We start from the raw sequence: 16,838 nt of genomic DNA on the forward strand, positions 1-16,838 counted from the left end.
TGGACAACGCTTACCCCGGTCATCGCCTCACAGCGCCATGGTCAAAGGCAAGGCGGGCCGAGCGACGCTCCGCTTCAACCCTGCACAGACAGCCTCTCATCAAGCAAAGAGCACCAACCTCATCCCTTGCGCTTGGCCCAGGCGCCCAATTCCTTCATCAGCGCCCGCTCCTGCCCGGCGATACCCCGCAGCATCTCGGCGATCGGTCTGAAGTCCGGCGCCTCGCCCTTGCTGCGACTGGCCCGCACGCAGGCCGAGGCGAACTGGCGCCAATCATCGCCCACGGCCGTGAGCCGTTCCGAAGCCGCCTGCAGGTTGGCATCACCGATCTTCTCGCCGGCCTCCTGCAGAAAGCTGGCGTACATGAAGCGGAAGCCCGCACCGCCGGTGCCGATCTCTTCCTGCATGCGCACGATATGAGTGAGGTACAGGCGGTTGTACTTGGCCTGCGCCGGGTCGAGCGCCTCGACGCATTTGGCCAAGTGCTGGATGCCACGAATGCCGATCCACGGCAGCGGCATGCCGTCGAGAATGCGCGAGGTGGAAAGCACGCTCTGACGGATCAGGCGCTCCCAGTCCTGCTCCGGCGACACATCGTCGAGGTAGTACATCAGGCCCTTGGCCGCCAGCGCCCCCTTGGCGAAGCGCGCCTTCTGCAGGTCGGCGCTGGCGCAGCGCACCGGCTCCTCGAACACCGGGTCGCTGAGCAGGTACTCGTCACCCTCGCGGCCATAGGCCAGCAAGTTGTGCGCGTTGAAGTGAAAGCGCATCTCCGGCGGGAAGTACGGCAACCAGAACACCGAGCTCTGCAGGCCAGCCAGGCGGCCGCTGTCCAGCGCTGCATCCAGCGCGATGCGGCCCTGCTCGGGATTGGCGAAGGTACGGCTGGTCAGGCGCACGCCCAGACGCTTGCTCAGCGTCTTGATCAGGTGACGCGGCGGCATGCGATAGGCGATCAAGGGCATGCCACCGATCTTGACGATGGGCAGGTAGGCGAAGGCCAGGCCCGATGCCAGGCCAAAGGCCATCGGCTCGCTCATCGGCAAACCGGCATGGGTGAGCAGGCTGGCCATGACGCCACTTTCGCAGTGGGCGCTCTGGCGGTGCTGGAACGCGGTCATGGCAACTCTCTCTGGTAGCGACGCAACTCGTCGACGGTCAGGCCGAAGGCGTCGGCGTAGCGCGCCAGCACCGAGGTGCTCAGGCGGCGATAGATGTGCGGGCGAAAGTGTCGGCGCAGGCGCCATTGCCACAGACCGGTGATCTGCGCCAGCGCCGGCTCGTCCATGCGGTAGCGGTACATCAGGCACTTGAGCGGCGACAGCTCGCCGCGTTGCCAGAGCGCCAGGGCCTCGGCCTCCTGCGCCTCCAGCTCGGCGACGGCCAGTTGCGTGGCGTAGGACTCGGGATCCCAGCCGACGCTCTGTGCGCCCTGGTAATGGCCGCTGTCGTCGACCGCATAAAGCAGCTTGCTGTGCCCGCCATAGGCGGAACCGGGGTCCTGGGGAACGTCGTCAAGCTTCATCGCCAACCACCGTCAGGTGCATGAACGCACTGGAGAAACGCCCGCTTTCAGGCACGTAGCAGAGCAACCGCTGGCCGCTGCGCAAGCGCCCGCCATTGAACAGCTCCTCGAGGATGATGAAGATCGACGCCGCACCGGTATTGCCCTTGCTGGTGAGGTTGGTGAACCAGCGCTCCATGGGGATCGGCAGGTCGACGTTGGCCAGGCCCACGGCGAGCGGCTCGCGAAAGAACTCCGAGGAGTAGTGCGGCAGGAACCAGTCGATGTCCGCCACGCGCAGCTCACGCCGCGCCATGATGCGCTTGAGCGCCTCCTCCACGGTGTACTTGACGATGTTCTCGTTGAGCAGCTTGACGTTCTGCTTGATCGCCATCACCGATTGCTTCGCGCGCTCGTCGGCGTCGTAACGGCTCCAACCGCGCAAGGTGTCGTCCTGCATGTCGGCACCGGCGTACATGCAGGGCGGCATCTGGTCGGCGAACGAGAGAATGTCCAGCCAGTCGATGCGCAGGCTCAGGCCGCTTGCGTTGGGGCGATCCTGCAGCAGCACGGCGCCGGCACCGTCGGACAGCATCCAGCGCAGGAAGTCCTTCTCGAAGGCGATCTCGGGGTGGCTCTCGAGCTCATCGACGCGGCTTTCGTACTCGGCGTTGAAATTGCGCGCCTGCATCAGCGTCGAGGCGACTTCGGAGCCACAGGCCACGGCATGGCGACTCTCACCACTGGCCACGCTCATCCAGGCGTACTTCAGCGCCGTCATCCCGCACAGGCAGATGCCGGCAGTGGTCGCCACTTCGCAGGAGGGGTTACCCAGTTCGCCGTGCACCATCACCGCGTGCCCCGGCATGACCTGATCCGGCGACGAGGTACTGGCCACCAGGCAGTCCAGCTGATTCAGCTCGAACCCATTGCCCTGCAAACCACGAATGGCCTCGGCACTGAGCTGGGCGTTGCTCATGCTCGGCTCGCCCGTGTGCGGATCGATCACGTAGTGGCGCTGCTGGATGCCATTACGGCGCAGCACCAGCCTGCGCGCACGCGACGGCTTGCTACCGACCATGCCCAGGCGCGCTTCCATCTGCTCGTTGTCCACAGGCTCATGCGGCAGGCAGGTGCTGATGCGGTTGATGAATACAGGGGTTACCACGGTCTTACCTCAGGGTCACTTCACTCGCCGGACGGGCCGGCAAAGTAGGCCTTCTCTTTCTGGATACGCGCCTTGAACAGCGGTGCCAGCAACTTCTTCAAAACAGCCGTGATCGGCACCACGGTCAGGATCAGGCAGATCAGAAACACGATGTACAGCACCAGACCGGCGCCGCGTCGGCGGCTCTGCTGCGGGCCAAGCGCCGACAACAGACGGCTCCACAGGGTGAAGCTGCGATTGCCAACCTTCTCGCTGGCGATCAGCTTCTCATCCACCTTGACCGCGCCAAGGCCTGCGAGCATCGGCTGCTCGATGGGCAATCGATCCGCGCGCAGGCGGCGTGCCATAGCGTCGCCGAAGCGACTGGCCGCCGCCAATTCCCGCTCGTCGATACCTGCACGCGGCACCCAGCTATAGGGCTTCTGCCGACCCGTGAACATCCACAGCGGCGTGGCCAGGAAGCTCGCGGCGGTACCGCAGGCGTCGGTCAGCACCACGTTGTCGACCAGCCGGGCACCCAGCGCCTGCAGGCGCGCCTTGACCTTCTCCTGCGCCATCAGCCACATGTTGCGGCAACCGATCAGCGTGACCACCGGCGTGTCCTTAAGCAGACGAGCGGCCTCGGGCGAAGCGAGAAAGCTGGTACAGGGCAATGAGGGCGAGAGAAACCAGACCTGATAGGCCAGGATAACCAGGTCATAGCGCTTGTCGGCATCGACGGCCAGCGGCAGCAAGGGCTGCGGCTTCATCAGCACGGTTTCCGGGAAGATGCGAAAGAAACCGAGAAACGGCCAGGGAAAGGGAAATGGCTCGGCCGGTTGCAGCGCCAGGAAATCCACCTGGATGTCGTCACACTCGCGCAGCGGCGCACAGACCGATTGCGCCAAGCGGTCTAATTGGCCAGTCTGAGAAAAATGGACGACTAAAACATGACGCATTCGTGGCGCATTCCCTGCAAAATGGCCGAATTATGCCACAGAGACTTCTTCAAACCGTAACTCGCCTATGCCAAGTTTGCCTATTGGTTCCGCTGCTCGCCTGCCAATCGCTCCAGGCAGGCGACCTGCTGATCGAGGTGCAAGGCACATCGGATCAGGCAAACCTGTATCTGGCACTGGTACCGGCCGACCAACAGGACTGGCAACCCAGCCTGTACGAACTGCAGGGAACGCAAACGCCGCTGCGCATCGCCGCCCTGCCGCCCGGTCGTTACGCCGTACAGGTCTTCCAAGACAGCAACGGCAATGGCCAGCTGGATCTCAGCCCACGCGGCATTCCGCTGGAGCCGGTGGGCTTCTCCGGCAACCCGTCGCTGTTCGGCGGTAAACCCAAACCCAGCGACAGCCTGTTCGAACATGGCACGACGGACGGTGTGATCAACGTGCGCCTGATCCCGCCACGCAAGAAGCAGGAGCGCCTGACGCCCGCACCGCCGCCTAACGGGGACCGCTAGCAGCCAGGCTTGGCCTGGTCGCCAGCAGGCTACGGCTTACTGGTGATACTGCGCAGACAACTCGTGCACCGCCTCGAAGAAGGCGCCAGCGTGCGCCGGGTCGACCTCCGGGGTGATGCCATGGCCAAGGTTGAACACATGGCCGCTGCCGGCACCGTAAGCCGCCAGGATGCGCGCCACTTCGGCACGAATCGCAGCCGGCTTGGCGTAGAGCACCGCCGGATCCATGTTGCCTTGCAGGGCGACCTTGTCACCGACACGAGCGCGAGCGCTGCCGATGTCGCACGTCCAGTCCAAACCAAGCGCTTCGGCGCCGGTTTCAGCCAGCGATTCGAGCCACAGACCGCCGCCCTTGGTGAACAGAATCACCGGCACACGGCGACCGTCGTGTTCGCGGATCAGGCCGTCGACGATCTTCTTCATGTAGGCCAGGGAGAACTCCTGATAGGCCGCTGCCGACAGCGCGCCGCCCCAGGAGTCGAAGATCTGCACCGCTTGTGCACCGGCGAGGATCTGCCCGTTCAGATAGGCCGTGACCGACTGCGCCAGCTTGTCGAGCAGCGCATGCAGGGCCTGCGGGTTGTCATAGAGCATGGCCTTGGTCTTGCGGAAATCCTTCGACGAACCGCCTTCGACCATGTAGGTAGCCAGCGTCCACGGGCTGCCGGAGAAGCCGATCAACGGCACGCGGCCATTGAGCTCACGACGAATGGTGCGCACCGCATCCATCACGTAACCCAGATCCTTCTCGGCATCCGTCACGGACAACGCCTCGACGTCGGCCAGGTTGCTGATCACCTTCTTGAAGCGCGGCCCCTCACCCGTCTCGAAATACAGGCCCTGGCCCATGGCGTCGGGAATAGTGAGGATGTCGGAGAACAGAATCGCTGCATCCAGTTGCGGGTAGCGATCCAGTGGCTGGATGGTGACCTCGCAGGCCAGCTCCGGGTTCTTCATCAGGCTCACGAAGTCGCCGGCCTTGGCCCGGGTCGCGCGGTACTCCGGCAGATAGCGACCGGCCTGGCGCATCATCCAGACGGGCGTGACATCCACGGGTTGCTTGAGCAGGGCACGAAGGAAACGGTCGTTCTTCAGGGCGGTCATGGCGGCATCCGGCGAAAAAAGTGCGGGCATTTTCGCAGAGCGCAAAACAAAAGGCACGGCGAGTGCCGTGCCTTTTGTCCATCGCGACGATTTGTCTCGTCTTTACTTGCGCTGCGTCATCAGACGCCCAGGTAGTCGAGGATGCCTTCGGCGGCGTTCCTACCCTCGAAGATCGCCGTCACCACCAGGTCGGAACCACGCACCATGTCGCCACCGGCGAAGATCTTCGGATTGCTGGTCTGGTGCTTGAACTGCGACTGCTCGGGCGCCACGACGCGGCCCTGGCTATCGGTCTGAATCTCGAACTGCTCGAACCAGGGTGCCGGGCTCGGGCGGAAACCGAAGGCGATCAGCACGGCCTCGGCCGGGATGACTTCCTCGGAACCGGGGATCGGCTCAGGACTGCGGCGGCCACGGGCATCCGGCTCGCCGAGACGGGTCTCGACCACCTTGATGCCTTCCACCTTGCCGTCGCCAACGATGGCGATGGGCTGGCGGTTGAAGAGGAACTTCACGCCCTCTTCCTTGGCGTTCTTCACTTCCTTGCGCGAGCCCGGCATGTTCTCTTCGTCACGACGGTAGGCGCAGGTCACGGCCTTGGCGCCCTGGCGAATCGAGGTGCGGTTGCAGTCCATCGCGGTGTCGCCACCGCCGAGTACCACGACGCGCTTGCCCTTCATGTCGATGAAGTCTTCCGGCGACTTCTCGAAACCGAGGTTGCGATTGACGTTGGCGATAAGGAAGTCCAGCGCGTCATAGACGCCTGGCAGATCCTCGCCCGGGAAACCACCCTTCATGTAGGTGTAGGTGCCCATGCCCATGAACACGGCATCGTACTCATCCAGCAGTTGCTGCATGGTCACGTCCTTGCCGACTTCGGTGTTCAGGCGGAACTCGATGCCCATGCCGGTGAAGACTTCACGGCGGCGGCTGAGTACGGTCTTTTCCAGCTTGAACTCGGGAATGCCGAAGGTCAGCAGACCACCGATTTCCGGGTTCTTGTCGAACACCACCGGGGTCACGCCGTTGCGCACCAGCACGTCGGCGCAGCCCAGACCGGCCGGGCCGGCACCGATCACCGCGACACGCTTGCCGGTCGGCTTGACCTTGGACATGTCCGGGCGCCAGCCCATGGCGAAAGCGGTATCGGTGATGTACTTCTCCACCGAACCGATGGTCACCGCGCCGAAGCCGTCATTGAGGGTGCAGGCACCTTCGCACAGACGGTCCTGCGGGCACACGCGGCCGCAGACTTCCGGCAGGGTGTTGGTCTGGTGCGAGAGCTCGGCGGCAGCCAGGATGTTGCCTTCCGACACCAGCTTGAGCCAGTTCGGAATGAAGTTGTGCACCGGGCACTTCCACTCGCAATACGGGTTGCCGCAACCCAGGCAGCGATGCGCTTGGTCGGCAGCTTGCGCCGGCTTGAAGTTGTCGTAGATCTCGACGAACTCCTTCTTGCGCTGACGCAGCAGTTTCTTCTTCGGGTCTTTGCGCCCGACTTCGATGAACTGGAAGTCGTTATTCAGACGTTCAGTCATTGCATTACCTCATCAAACCACTTCAGGCGCATTCTTATTGCGGGTTGGCACGGGTGCTGGACAGCAGCGACTTCAGACTGGCCGCTTTCGGTTTCACCAGCCAGAACTTGCGCAGGTAATCGTCCAGGTTTTCCAGCAGGTTCTGGCCCCACTCACTGCCGGTCTCTTCGACGTACTCGGCGAGCACGCTTTCGAGGTGGCTGCGGTAGGCCTCCATCGCTTCATTGTTGATGCGTTGGATTTCCACCAGCTCGTGGTTGACGCGGTCGTAGAAGCCGTTGTCCATGTCGAGCACGTAGGCGAAACCGCCGGTCATGCCCGAGCCGAAGTTGTAGCCGGTCTTGCCCAGTACGCAGACGAAACCGCCGGTCATGTACTCGCAGCAGTGGTCGCCAGTGCCTTCCACCACGGCATGGGCGCCGGAGTTACGCACGGCGAAACGCTCACCCGCGGTGCCGGTGGCGAACAGCTTGCCGCCGGTTGCACCGTACAGACAGGTGTTGCCGATGATGGCGCTGTCCTCGGTGGCGAACGGGCTGCCAGCGGGCGGGGTGATGACGATCTTGCCTGCCGTCATGCCCTTGCCGACGTAATCGTTGGCGTCGCCTTCCAGGCGCAGGTGCAGACCACCGGCGTTCCACACGCCGAAGCTCTGCCCGGCAGTGCCCTTGAAGCGGAAGGTGATCGGCGCGCCATTCATGCCCTGGTTGCCATGCACGCGGGCGATCTCACCGGAAATCCGCGCACCGATGGAGCGGTCGCAGTTACCGATGTTCAGCTCGAACTCACCGCCAGTCTTGCCGGCGATGGCGTCCTTGGCCAATTCGACCATCTTCTCGGCCAGCAGGCCTTCGTCGAACGGCGGGTTCTTCGGCACCTGGCAGAACTGCGGCTTGTCAGCCGGGATATGCGCGCTGGCCAGCAGCGGCGACAGATCCAGGTTGCCTTGCTTGGCAGTTTCGCCCGGCAGCATTTCGAGCAGGTCGGTACGCCCGATCAGCTCTTCCAGGCTGCGTACGCCCAGCTTGGCCAGCCACTCGCGGGTTTCCTCGGCGACGTAGGTGAAGAAGTTCATCACCATTTCGACGGTGCCGATGAAGTGATCCTTGCGCAGCTTGTCGTTCTGCGTGGCCACGCCGGTGGCGCAGTTGTTCAGGTGGCAGATGCGCAGGTATTTGCAGCCCAGAGCGACCATCGGCGCGGTACCGAAGCCGAAGCTCTCAGCACCCAAGATCGCGGCCTTGATCACGTCCAGGCCGGTTTTCAGACCGCCGTCGGTCTGCACCCGCACCTTGCCGCGCAGGTCGTTACCGCGCAGGGTCTGGTGGGTTTCGGCCAGGCCCAGCTCCCACGGCGCGCCGGCATAACGGATGGAGGTTAGCGGCGATGCGCCAGTACCACCGTCGTAACCGGAGATGGTAATCAGGTCGGCGTAGGCCTTGGCCACACCCGCGGCGATGGTGCCAACACCGGCTTCCGCTACCAGCTTGACCGACACCAGCGCCTTCGGGTTGACCTGCTTGAGGTCATAGATCAGCTGCGCCAGGTCTTCGATCGAGTAGATGTCGTGGTGCGGCGGCGGCGAGATCAGGGTCACGCCCGGTACCGCATAGCGCAGCTTGGCGATCAGACCGTTGACCTTGCCGCCCGGCAGCTGGCCGCCCTCACCAGGCTTGGCGCCCTGGGCCACCTTGATCTGCAGCACCTCGGCATTGACCAGGTATTCCGGGGTCACGCCAAAGCGGCCGGTAGCCACCTGCTTGATCTTCGAGCTCTTGATGGTGCCGTAGCGGGCCGGGTCTTCGCCGCCCTCACCGGAGTTGGAACGGCCACCCAGGCGGTTCATCGCCTCGGCCAGGGCCTCGTGGGCCTCCGGCGACAGCGCGCCGAGGGAGATACCTGCGGCATCGAAGCGCTTGAAAATAGCCTGCAGCGGCTCGACTTCGCCCAGGGCGATCGGCGAAGCGGACTCCTTGACCTTGAGCAGGTCGCGGATCATCGACACCGGGCGGGTGTCGACCAGCGTCGAGTATTCCTTGTACTTCGCGTAGTTGCCCTGCTGCACGGCTTCCTGCAGCGTACGCACCACGTCCGGGTTGTAGGCGTGGTATTCGCCGCCGTAGACGAACTTGAGCAGACCTCCCTGCTGGATCGCCTTACGGTTGTTCCAGGCTTCGAAGGACAGCAGCTTCTGCTCGCTTTCGAGGTCGACGAAACGCGCGCCCTGAATACGGCTGGCCACGCCACGGAAGCACAGCTCGGTGACTTCATCGGCCAGGCCGACCGCTTCGAACAGCTGCGCACCGCGGTAGGACGCGACCGTGGAGATCCCCATCTTCGACAGGATCTTCAGCAGGCCCTTGGAGATGCCCTTGCGGTAGTACTTGAAGACTTCGTACAGATCGCCCAGCACTTCGCCGGTACGGATCAAGTCGCCCAGCACTTCGTAGGCCAGGAACGGGTAGACCGCCGAGGCGCCGAAGCCCAGCAGCACGGCGTAGTGGTGCGGGTCACGCGCGGTGGCGGTTTCCACCAGGATGTTGCAGTCGCAGCGCAGGCCTTTCTCGGTCAGGCGGTGATGCACGGCGCCAGTGACCAGCGCGGCATGCGCCGGCAGCTTGCCCGGGGCGATGTGACGGTCGGTCAGCACCAGCAGCACCTTGCCGGCGCGCACGGCTTCCTCGGCCTGGTCGGCCATGTTGCGCACGGCGGCTTCCAGACCCAGCGACTCGTCGTAGTTCATATCGATGACATGACGGTCGAAACCAGGGCGATCCAGGCTCATCAGCGCGCGCCACTTGGCCGGCGAGATCACCGGGCTACTGAGGATCACGCGGGTAGCGTGCTCCGGCGACTCGCTGAAGATGTTGCGCTCGGCGCCCAGGCAGATTTCCAGGGACATGACGATCGCTTCGCGCAGCGGGTCGATCGGCGGGTTGGTGACCTGCGCGAACTGCTGGCGGAAGTAGTCGTACGGCGAACGCACGCGCTGGCTGAGCACCGCCATCGGCGTGTCGTCACCCATGGAGCCGACCGCTTCCTGGCCCTGCTCACCGAGCGGGCGCAGCACCTGGTCACGCTCCTCGAAGGTGACCTGGAACATCTTCATGTACTGCTTGAGCTGATCCGGGTCGTAGAAGGCCGAACCATGGTCACGGTCTTCCAGCGTCGCCTTGATCCGCTGGGCATGCTTGCGCAGCCACAGTTTGTAGGGGTGGCGCGACTTCAGGCGGCTGTCGATGGACTCGGTGTCCAGCACCTGGCCGGTCTCGGTGTCGACGGCGAGGATCTGCCCCGGGCCGACACGGCCCTTGGCGATAACGTCCTCGGGCTGGTAATCCCACACGCCGATTTCCGACGCCAGGGTGATGTAGCCGTTCTTGGTGGTGACCCAGCGCGCCGGGCGCAGGCCGTTACGGTCGAGCAGGCACACGGCATGGCGACCATCGGTCAGCACCACGCCGGCCGGGCCATCCCATGGCTCCATGTGCATGGAGTTGTATTCGTAGAACGCGCGCAAGTCGGCGTCCATGGTTTCGACGTTCTGCCAGGCCGGCGGAATGATCATGCGCAGACCGCGGAACAGGTCGATGCCACCGGTGACCATCAGCTCGAGCATGTTGTCCATGCTCGAGGAGTCGGAACCGACGCGGTTGACCAGCGGGCCCAACTCGTCGAGATCGGGGATCAGCTCGTTGGCGAACTTGGTGCGCCGGGCCTGCGCCCAGTTACGGTTGCCGGTGATGGTGTTGATCTCACCGTTGTGCGCGAGGAAGCGGAACGGCTGCGCCAGTGGCCACTTCGGCAGGGTGTTGGTGGAGAAGCGCTGGTGGAAAACCGCGATGGCGGTCTGCAGGCGCTCATCACCCAGATCCGGGTAGAACTGCTGCAGGTCCGCCGGCATCATCAGGCCTTTGTAGATGATGGTCTTGTGCGAGAAGCTGCAGATGTAGTGATCGCTGTCGCCGGCATTGGCAACCGACGAACGGCGACGGGCACTGAACAGCTTGATGGCGAATTCCTGGTCGCTCAGGCCTTCGCCGCCGATGAACACCTGCTCGATCTGCGGCAGGCGCTCCAAGGCCAGTTGGCCGAGCACGCTGGTATCGATCGGCACCTTGCGCCAGCCCACCAATTGCAGGCCGGCCGCGAGGATTTCGCGGTTCATGTTCTCGCGCGCGGCTTCGGCCTTGGCCGAATCCTGGTTGAGGAACACCATGCCCACGGCGTATTGCCCAGGCAGTGCGACACCAAATTGCTCCTGGGCGATTGCGCGCAGGAATTGATCAGGCTTCTGGATCAGCAGGCCGCAGCCATCACCGGTTTTGCCGTCGGCGTTGATACCGCCGCGGTGGGTCATGCAGGTGAGGGCTTCAATAGCGGTATTGAGCAGGTGATGACTAGGTTCACCTTGCATGTGGGCGATCAAGCCGAAGCCGCAGTTATCCTTGAACTCATCAGGACGGTACAAACCTGCTTTCATAGGGGAACTCTCACCAGGCTGCCTAGACCTCAGGCAAATTACTTTCTAATTCAATTACTTAAACCCGAAAAGCGGGCACGGGCCAGCTTTGCGTGGGCAAAAGGGAGGTCATTGTACATATCCCCCCATGTCGTCACAAATCTTCGTGACGAGGGGGTGAAAATTAATGTCGCAAAACCGAAGGATAAGACCGCAAGGTCGTGCTAACGACCAGGCGGTCATCTTGCGACAGAGCGCTTAGCGGCTCATTTCCTGCTGGATGCTGCCCAAGGTCCGAGGCCAGGGCTTGCCCGCCTGAAGCTTGGCCGGCAGGGTTTTGACCGCTGCCTGAGCGGCGTCGCGACTGGAGAAACTACCATAGGTCAGCACGTACAGCGGCTGTCCTTGATGGATCTTCTTGAAGTAGCGGTATTCGCTACCCCCCTCACGCACCAGCGCCTGGATATTGGCCTCGGAGCGCGAGCCGACCACCTGCAGGGCGTAGCGGGACGCAGGTTGTTGCGCGTACCAGCCTCCTGAAGCGGCACTAGGCGTCGCAGCTTGAGCGGGCGCGGGCTTGGGGGCAGGTTTCGGCGCAGGGGGCGGAGCTGGAGCTGCAGGCTTGGGCGCAGCAGGCTCAGGCTGCTTGGCCGGTGCCGGTGCCGGTGCCGCAGCGACTGGAGCCGAGGGCGCAGTCACTGTCGAGGGCTCAGTCGATGCCGGCGGCTCGAAGTCGTCCAACTCCTCACCTGCAGCCTCGGCCAAGGGCTGGCGAATCACCGCTTGCGACTCACCCACCAGCGGTAGTGGCAGCGGCTGACTGGCCCCCGCGAATTCGATGGCGGGAGCAGGCCCCTCGGCGGCCGGCGTTTGCGCCGGCTCTTCAGCTTCCACGGCAGGTGCAGAGGACTGCAGAGGCAGCGAGGTATTGCTGGCCACCGGCGCCGACGAAGAAGACTCACGGCCCTGCATGAACCACGCCGCGGCAACGCCCACCAACACGACAGCCAGTGCCAGCACATGCTTCTTCGGCAGCGAGAAACCGCCACCGGGTCCGCGCCCAGAGGAGCGCTGCGCAAGCATCTGCTCGACCAGCAACTCACGAGCTTCCTGATTGATCGCCCCCGGCCACCCCTGGGAACGGGCATGAATGTCTTCGATCTGCTCCTCGCTCAGCACATCGATATCCTGACCAGCACCCTCGAGACGCTGCGCCAGATAGTCGCGCGTCTCGTCCTCGCCATAAGGCTGCAGCTCGATGGCGTGATAGCACTCTTCACCGCCCGCCAAAGCCTCCAGTCGAGCCAGCAATTCCTGCTCGGCGAACAGAAAGACGTGAGGCCGCCCCTCGCCGCCCCCGGCAGCGAGCACCAACAGATTCTTCAGGGCCACGTCGTCCAGCTGATCAGCATCATCGACCAGCAGATAGACCTCCTGCCCCGTCAGTGCCAACTGCCCAACTTGCGCCAGAATCGAGCGCACATCAGCCTGCGCAACGGACAAGCCCTGCGCCACCTGGCGCAACAGCGCCTCGCTACTGGTGACACCCTGCGCAATCACTACGCTCTGCACCGCCTGCTTGTTGGTACTGGCGACAAGCGCCTGCCGCAACAGCGTTTTACCACTGCCCTGCGGCCCAACCACCGCCAGCAAAAGCTGGCTGTATCGCGCCAGGTGGTGCAACTGCCCCAGCACCGGCTTGCGCTGGGCAGGAAAGAACTTGAAGCCGGGCACGCGCGGCGCAAAGGGGTCGTGACTGAATTGGTAATGCGCCAGGAAAGCTTCGTCAGCATGCAAACTGGTCATGAATCACTCTTCAAGAGTTGGACGACTGAGCCAGCGCGACGTAATCGCTACGCAGCGTGGCGTCGAGAATTTCACGCGGATAATCAGCGGTCACTACCGCTTCACCCAGGCGTTTGAGCAACACGAGGCGCAACTGCCCATCGAGGACCTTCTTGTCGACCGCCATATGTTCCAGGAACTGCTCTGGCGTCATGTCCTGCGGAGGCACGACAGGCAGGCCGGCAGCCTGCAGCAGGCGCACACCACGATCGCGCTCTTGTGCCGACAACCAGCCCAGACGATAAGACATTTCCAGCGCCATCACCGTTCCGGCGGCGACAGCCTCGCCGTGCAACCAGACACCATAACCCTGCTCGGTCTCGATGGCATGACCGAAGGTGTGCCCCAGATTCAACGTCGCACGCACGCCGGACTCACGCTCATCCGCACCGACCACCTGGGCTTTGGCCGCACACGAACGCTCGATAGCATAGGTCAGCGCAGCACCATCCAGAGCACGCAGGGCAGACATATTGCCCTCGAGCCAGTCGAGAAAAGGCTCGTCGCAGATCAAACCGTACTTGATGACCTCGGCCAAGCCGGCGGAAAGCTCACGCGGCGGCAAGGTATGCAGGCTAGCCGTATCGATCAGCACCGCCTTGGGTTGATAGAAGGCGCCCACCATGTTCTTGCCCAGCGGATGATTGATCCCGGTCTTGCCGCCGACCGAAGAATCGACCTGCGACAAAAGCGTGGTCGGCACCTGAATGAAATCCACGCCGCGCTGGTAGCAAGCGGCAGCGAAACCCGCCATATCACCGATCACGCCACCGCCAAGGGCAACAACAGTGGTGCGCCGATCATGGCGTGCCGTCAGCAGTCCATCAAAGATCAGTTGCAGGGTTTCCCAATTCTTGAAAGCTTCGCCATCGGGCAAAACGACCGACGCGACCTTGAAACCCTCGAGGGAGCGCATCAGCGATTCGAGATAAAGAGGCGCCACGGTCTCATTGGTAACCACCGCCACCTGCCGCCCAGCGATATGACGCGTGAGCAGCTCGGAGCGCGCCAACAGGCCATCGCCGATGTAGATGGGATAACTACGCTCGCCGAGTTCAACGTGAAGAGTCTGCATGAGGCCCCCAGAGTAAAAAGGCCACTAGGATAGCGCAGTTCGCTCCGCGCTTTAACGGGGCGACAAGGCTTCCAGACGCGAGAGAATTTCCTGAACGACCATACGCGGCGGACGCTCGTCAGTCTCGATGATGATGTCAGCGACCTCTCGATACAGAGGATCGCGCATGGCCATCAGATCCCTGAGCACCTGAGCGGGATTGGCCGTACGCAACAAAGGACGATTTCGATCACGCGATGTGCGGTCGATCTGCTGCTCGACCGACGTATGCAGGTAAACCACACGCCCACCGGCATGCAACGCCTGCCGGTTCTCTGGACGCATGACCGCCCCACCACCAGTAGCCAGGACAAGGCCATCCTGCATCGAAAGCTCGGCGATCACCGCCTGCTCCCGCTCACGAAAGCCCTGCTCCCCCTCGACATCGAAGATCCAGGGAATGTCGGCACCGGTACGCTGCTCGATCTCCTTATCGGAGTCCTTGAAAGGCACACGCAGCTCTTTGGCAAGCAAACGCCCGATGGTGCTCTTTCCAGCACCCATCGGGCCAACGAGGATTACATTCCGCACTTAGGTCATCGATTCACGGCAATGGCTTGATTGTTCATGATACGCGGGGTAAGGAAAATCAACAGCTCTTCCTTGCTATCTTGAACAAGATCACGCCGGAACAAACGCCCCAGGTAAGGCAGATCGCCAAGGAATGGAACCTTATCGACGGACTTGGTCTGCGTGTTAGAGAAAACACCACCAATGACGATGGTTTCACCATCAGACACCAGTACCTTGGCGTTGACCTCATTCTTTGCTATTGCAGGGACCCCATTAGTTTGAGCAGCCTGTGAAAAGTCCGGCGCATCCTTTGTAACTTTAACCTCAATAAGGATGCGATTATCAGGCGTGATCTGCGGCGTAACCTCCAGGGAAAGCGCCGCCTCTTTGAACGAAGTACTAGTCGCCCCACTCGAACTAGCTTCCTGATAAGGAACTTCAGAACCCTTCAGTATCTTGGCGGTCTCTTTGTCAGAGGTAACAACTTTCGGCTGAGAAACCACCTCACCATTACCACTAGCCTCCATTGCAGAAAGCTGAAGATCCAAGATAGTGTTATCAGTGATAAACCCTATACCAAAACCAGAACTGGCACTGGTCGCACCAAGATCTACAAAATTGCCGAGGGAAGGGGTTGGATTCTGCACCCCAGGGTTTTGACCATATCCTGGGGCACCAGGCCTATTACCGCCCTGACCACCGATTACAAAATTATTATCACCAACCCTTGCTCCACGCCAGTTCACACCTATCTGTTTTTCGTAATCGACGTTCGCCTCAACAATACGCGCCTCAATCATAACTTGGCGAACCGGGATATCGAGCTGAGCGACAATCCGACGCAACTCATCCAGGCGGTCCTGTGTCTGATAAGCAATAATGCTATTAGTGCGATCATCAACAGTTATCGAACCCCGATCCTCAGCGGCGCCATCAACAGTCGTAACCGACTGAAACAGTTTCGCCATATCAGCAGCCTTTGCATAGTTAACTTGAATTAATTCACGACGCAGAGGAGCCAACTCTGAAATCTGACGACGCGACTCTAGCTCCTGCCTCTCACGTGCTGCGATCTCATCGGCAGGGGCAACCAAAAGAACATTGCCGACCTTTCTTTGGTCCAGCCCCTTGGTTTTAAGCACCAAATCCAAGGCTTGATCCCAAGGAACATTTTGCAATCGCAGAGTAATATTACCGCGCACAGTATCACTGGCAACCAAATTTAAATCAGTAAAGTCTGCAATTAGCTGCAAAACGGAACGGACGTCAATATCCTGAAAATTTAACGACAGCTTCTCGCCTGAATATGCAAACTGATCGACTTTTCTCTGTTCCTGATCCGCAGCAGTGAGCGGCTTAACACTAACAGTAAGTTTATTATCTGCTTGATAAACCAGATAATCATACATACCGGTAGGCTCAATTAAGATGCTAGCTTTGTCAGAAGAAGCACTAGCATTTACGAACTGTACTGGCGTAGCAAAATCCTTTACATCCAAGCGAACCCTTAAAGATTCAGGCAACTGAGTCCTTGCAAAATCCAAACGAATTTTACCACCCTGATCCTGAATATCAGGACTTACAGAGGAATCCGCGAGCTCGATTACTACATTACCCTCGCCTTGCTCCCCCCTTTGAAAGTCGAGATCACGAATCGCCCTACCCACAACAGCCGGCGCCTTCGCAGGCGCAGCCGCCGAGCGCGACGTAGAACCACTCCGCCCTGCAGATACATCGCCTACCAATATAAACAGCTCATTACCCTCAACACGGGTACTGTATGGAGCCAGAGAGGTAAGATTTACTATAAGACGCGTACGATCCTTGGCCTCGACAACAGTTACACTTCTGGCATTACCCATGCCAAGCTCGCGACTCTTGCTACCCAGCTGATTAACAACACCCGGAAGATCAAGCGCAATACGAGCCGGCTGCTCAATCGTATAGCCCCTAGGAGCCACAACTGGTTCATCAAACCGCAATTTTAGCTCAACGCGATCACCCGGCAACGAGGCCACATCCAAATGCTGCAAATTGGCTGCCAGCAATACCGGCGAAATAAACAGCATTGACAACGCATAACCAAATTGCGAGAAGGAGATATTCATTAGGTGCTTCCGTTGTGCAGACTGGTATT

General features: G+C 61.4%; 12 protein-coding genes. 1 reads left to right on the top strand and 11 read right to left on the bottom strand.

Annotated elements, in window-relative coordinates; all coding sequences use genetic code 11:
• Positions 1–119: 119 nt before the first annotated feature.
• The 4 genes from darH to PCLY_RS06245 are packed head-to-tail and all read right to left on the bottom strand — an operon-like array spanning position 120 to position 3,559.
• Positions 120–1,121, bottom strand: a complete 1,002-nt coding sequence (gene darH, locus PCLY_RS06230) for a BtrH-related acyltransferase DarH (protein ID WP_061238420.1) — start codon at positions 1,119–1,121, stop codon at positions 120–122.
• Positions 1,118–1,525, bottom strand: a complete 408-nt coding sequence (locus tag PCLY_RS06235) for a DarG family dialkylresorcinol biosynthesis protein (RefSeq protein ID WP_061238421.1) — start codon at positions 1,523–1,525, stop codon at positions 1,118–1,120. Before PCLY_RS06235 ends, darH begins: the two co-directional genes overlap by 4 nt.
• A complete protein-coding gene (locus PCLY_RS06240) occupies positions 1,515–2,672 on the bottom strand; it encodes a beta-ketoacyl-ACP synthase III (RefSeq protein ID WP_061238422.1) in 1,158 nt (385 codons plus the stop codon). Before PCLY_RS06240 ends, PCLY_RS06235 begins: the two co-directional genes overlap by 11 nt.
• Positions 2,673–2,692: 20 nt before the next feature.
• Positions 2,693–3,559, bottom strand: coding sequence for a dialkylrecorsinol condensing enzyme (locus PCLY_RS06245; protein WP_231740118.1), 867 nt, complete (start codon positions 3,557–3,559; stop codon positions 2,693–2,695).
• A gap of 134 nt (positions 3,560–3,693) precedes the next feature.
• On the opposite strand from PCLY_RS06245, the gene PCLY_RS06250 reads away from it, so the two are divergent.
• Complete coding sequence (locus tag PCLY_RS06250; protein WP_061238424.1) at positions 3,694–4,125, top strand: DUF2141 domain-containing protein; 432 nt, start codon at positions 3,694–3,696, stop codon at positions 4,123–4,125.
• A gap of 36 nt (positions 4,126–4,161) precedes the next feature.
• Here PCLY_RS06250 and hemE read toward each other — a convergent pair whose 3' ends face one another.
• The 7 genes from hemE to pilQ form a co-directional block, all read right to left on the bottom strand.
• Positions 4,162–5,229, bottom strand: coding sequence for a uroporphyrinogen decarboxylase (hemE, locus tag PCLY_RS06255; RefSeq protein ID WP_061238425.1), 1,068 nt, complete (start codon positions 5,227–5,229; stop codon positions 4,162–4,164).
• Between the two features lie 119 nt (positions 5,230–5,348).
• Positions 5,349–6,767, bottom strand: a complete 1,419-nt coding sequence (locus tag PCLY_RS06260) for an FAD-dependent oxidoreductase (protein WP_061238426.1) — start codon at positions 6,765–6,767, stop codon at positions 5,349–5,351.
• 34 nt (positions 6,768–6,801) lie between these two features.
• Positions 6,802–11,250, bottom strand: a complete 4,449-nt coding sequence (gene gltB / locus PCLY_RS06265; protein WP_061238427.1) for a glutamate synthase large subunit — start codon at positions 11,248–11,250, stop codon at positions 6,802–6,804.
• A 237-nt stretch (positions 11,251–11,487) separates the two neighbouring features.
• Positions 11,488–13,035, bottom strand: coding sequence for an AAA family ATPase (locus PCLY_RS06270; RefSeq protein WP_061238428.1), 1,548 nt, complete (start codon positions 13,033–13,035; stop codon positions 11,488–11,490).
• Between the two features lie 10 nt (positions 13,036–13,045).
• Complete coding sequence (aroB, locus tag PCLY_RS06275) at positions 13,046–14,149, bottom strand: 3-dehydroquinate synthase (RefSeq protein WP_061238429.1); 1,104 nt, start codon at positions 14,147–14,149, stop codon at positions 13,046–13,048.
• 51 nt (positions 14,150–14,200) lie between these two features.
• On the bottom strand, positions 14,201–14,719 hold the full coding sequence (gene aroK, locus PCLY_RS06280) for a shikimate kinase AroK (RefSeq protein ID WP_082768026.1): 519 nt from the start codon (positions 14,717–14,719) through the stop codon (positions 14,201–14,203).
• A gap of 5 nt (positions 14,720–14,724) precedes the next feature.
• Complete coding sequence (pilQ, locus tag PCLY_RS06285; protein WP_061238431.1) at positions 14,725–16,809, bottom strand: type IV pilus secretin PilQ; 2,085 nt, start codon at positions 16,807–16,809, stop codon at positions 14,725–14,727.
• Positions 16,810–16,838: the final 29 nt, after the last annotated feature.

It is taken from the genome of Ectopseudomonas composti, from assembly GCF_001567565.1.
Lineage (GTDB): Bacteria > Pseudomonadota > Gammaproteobacteria > Pseudomonadales > Pseudomonadaceae > Aquipseudomonas > Aquipseudomonas composti_A.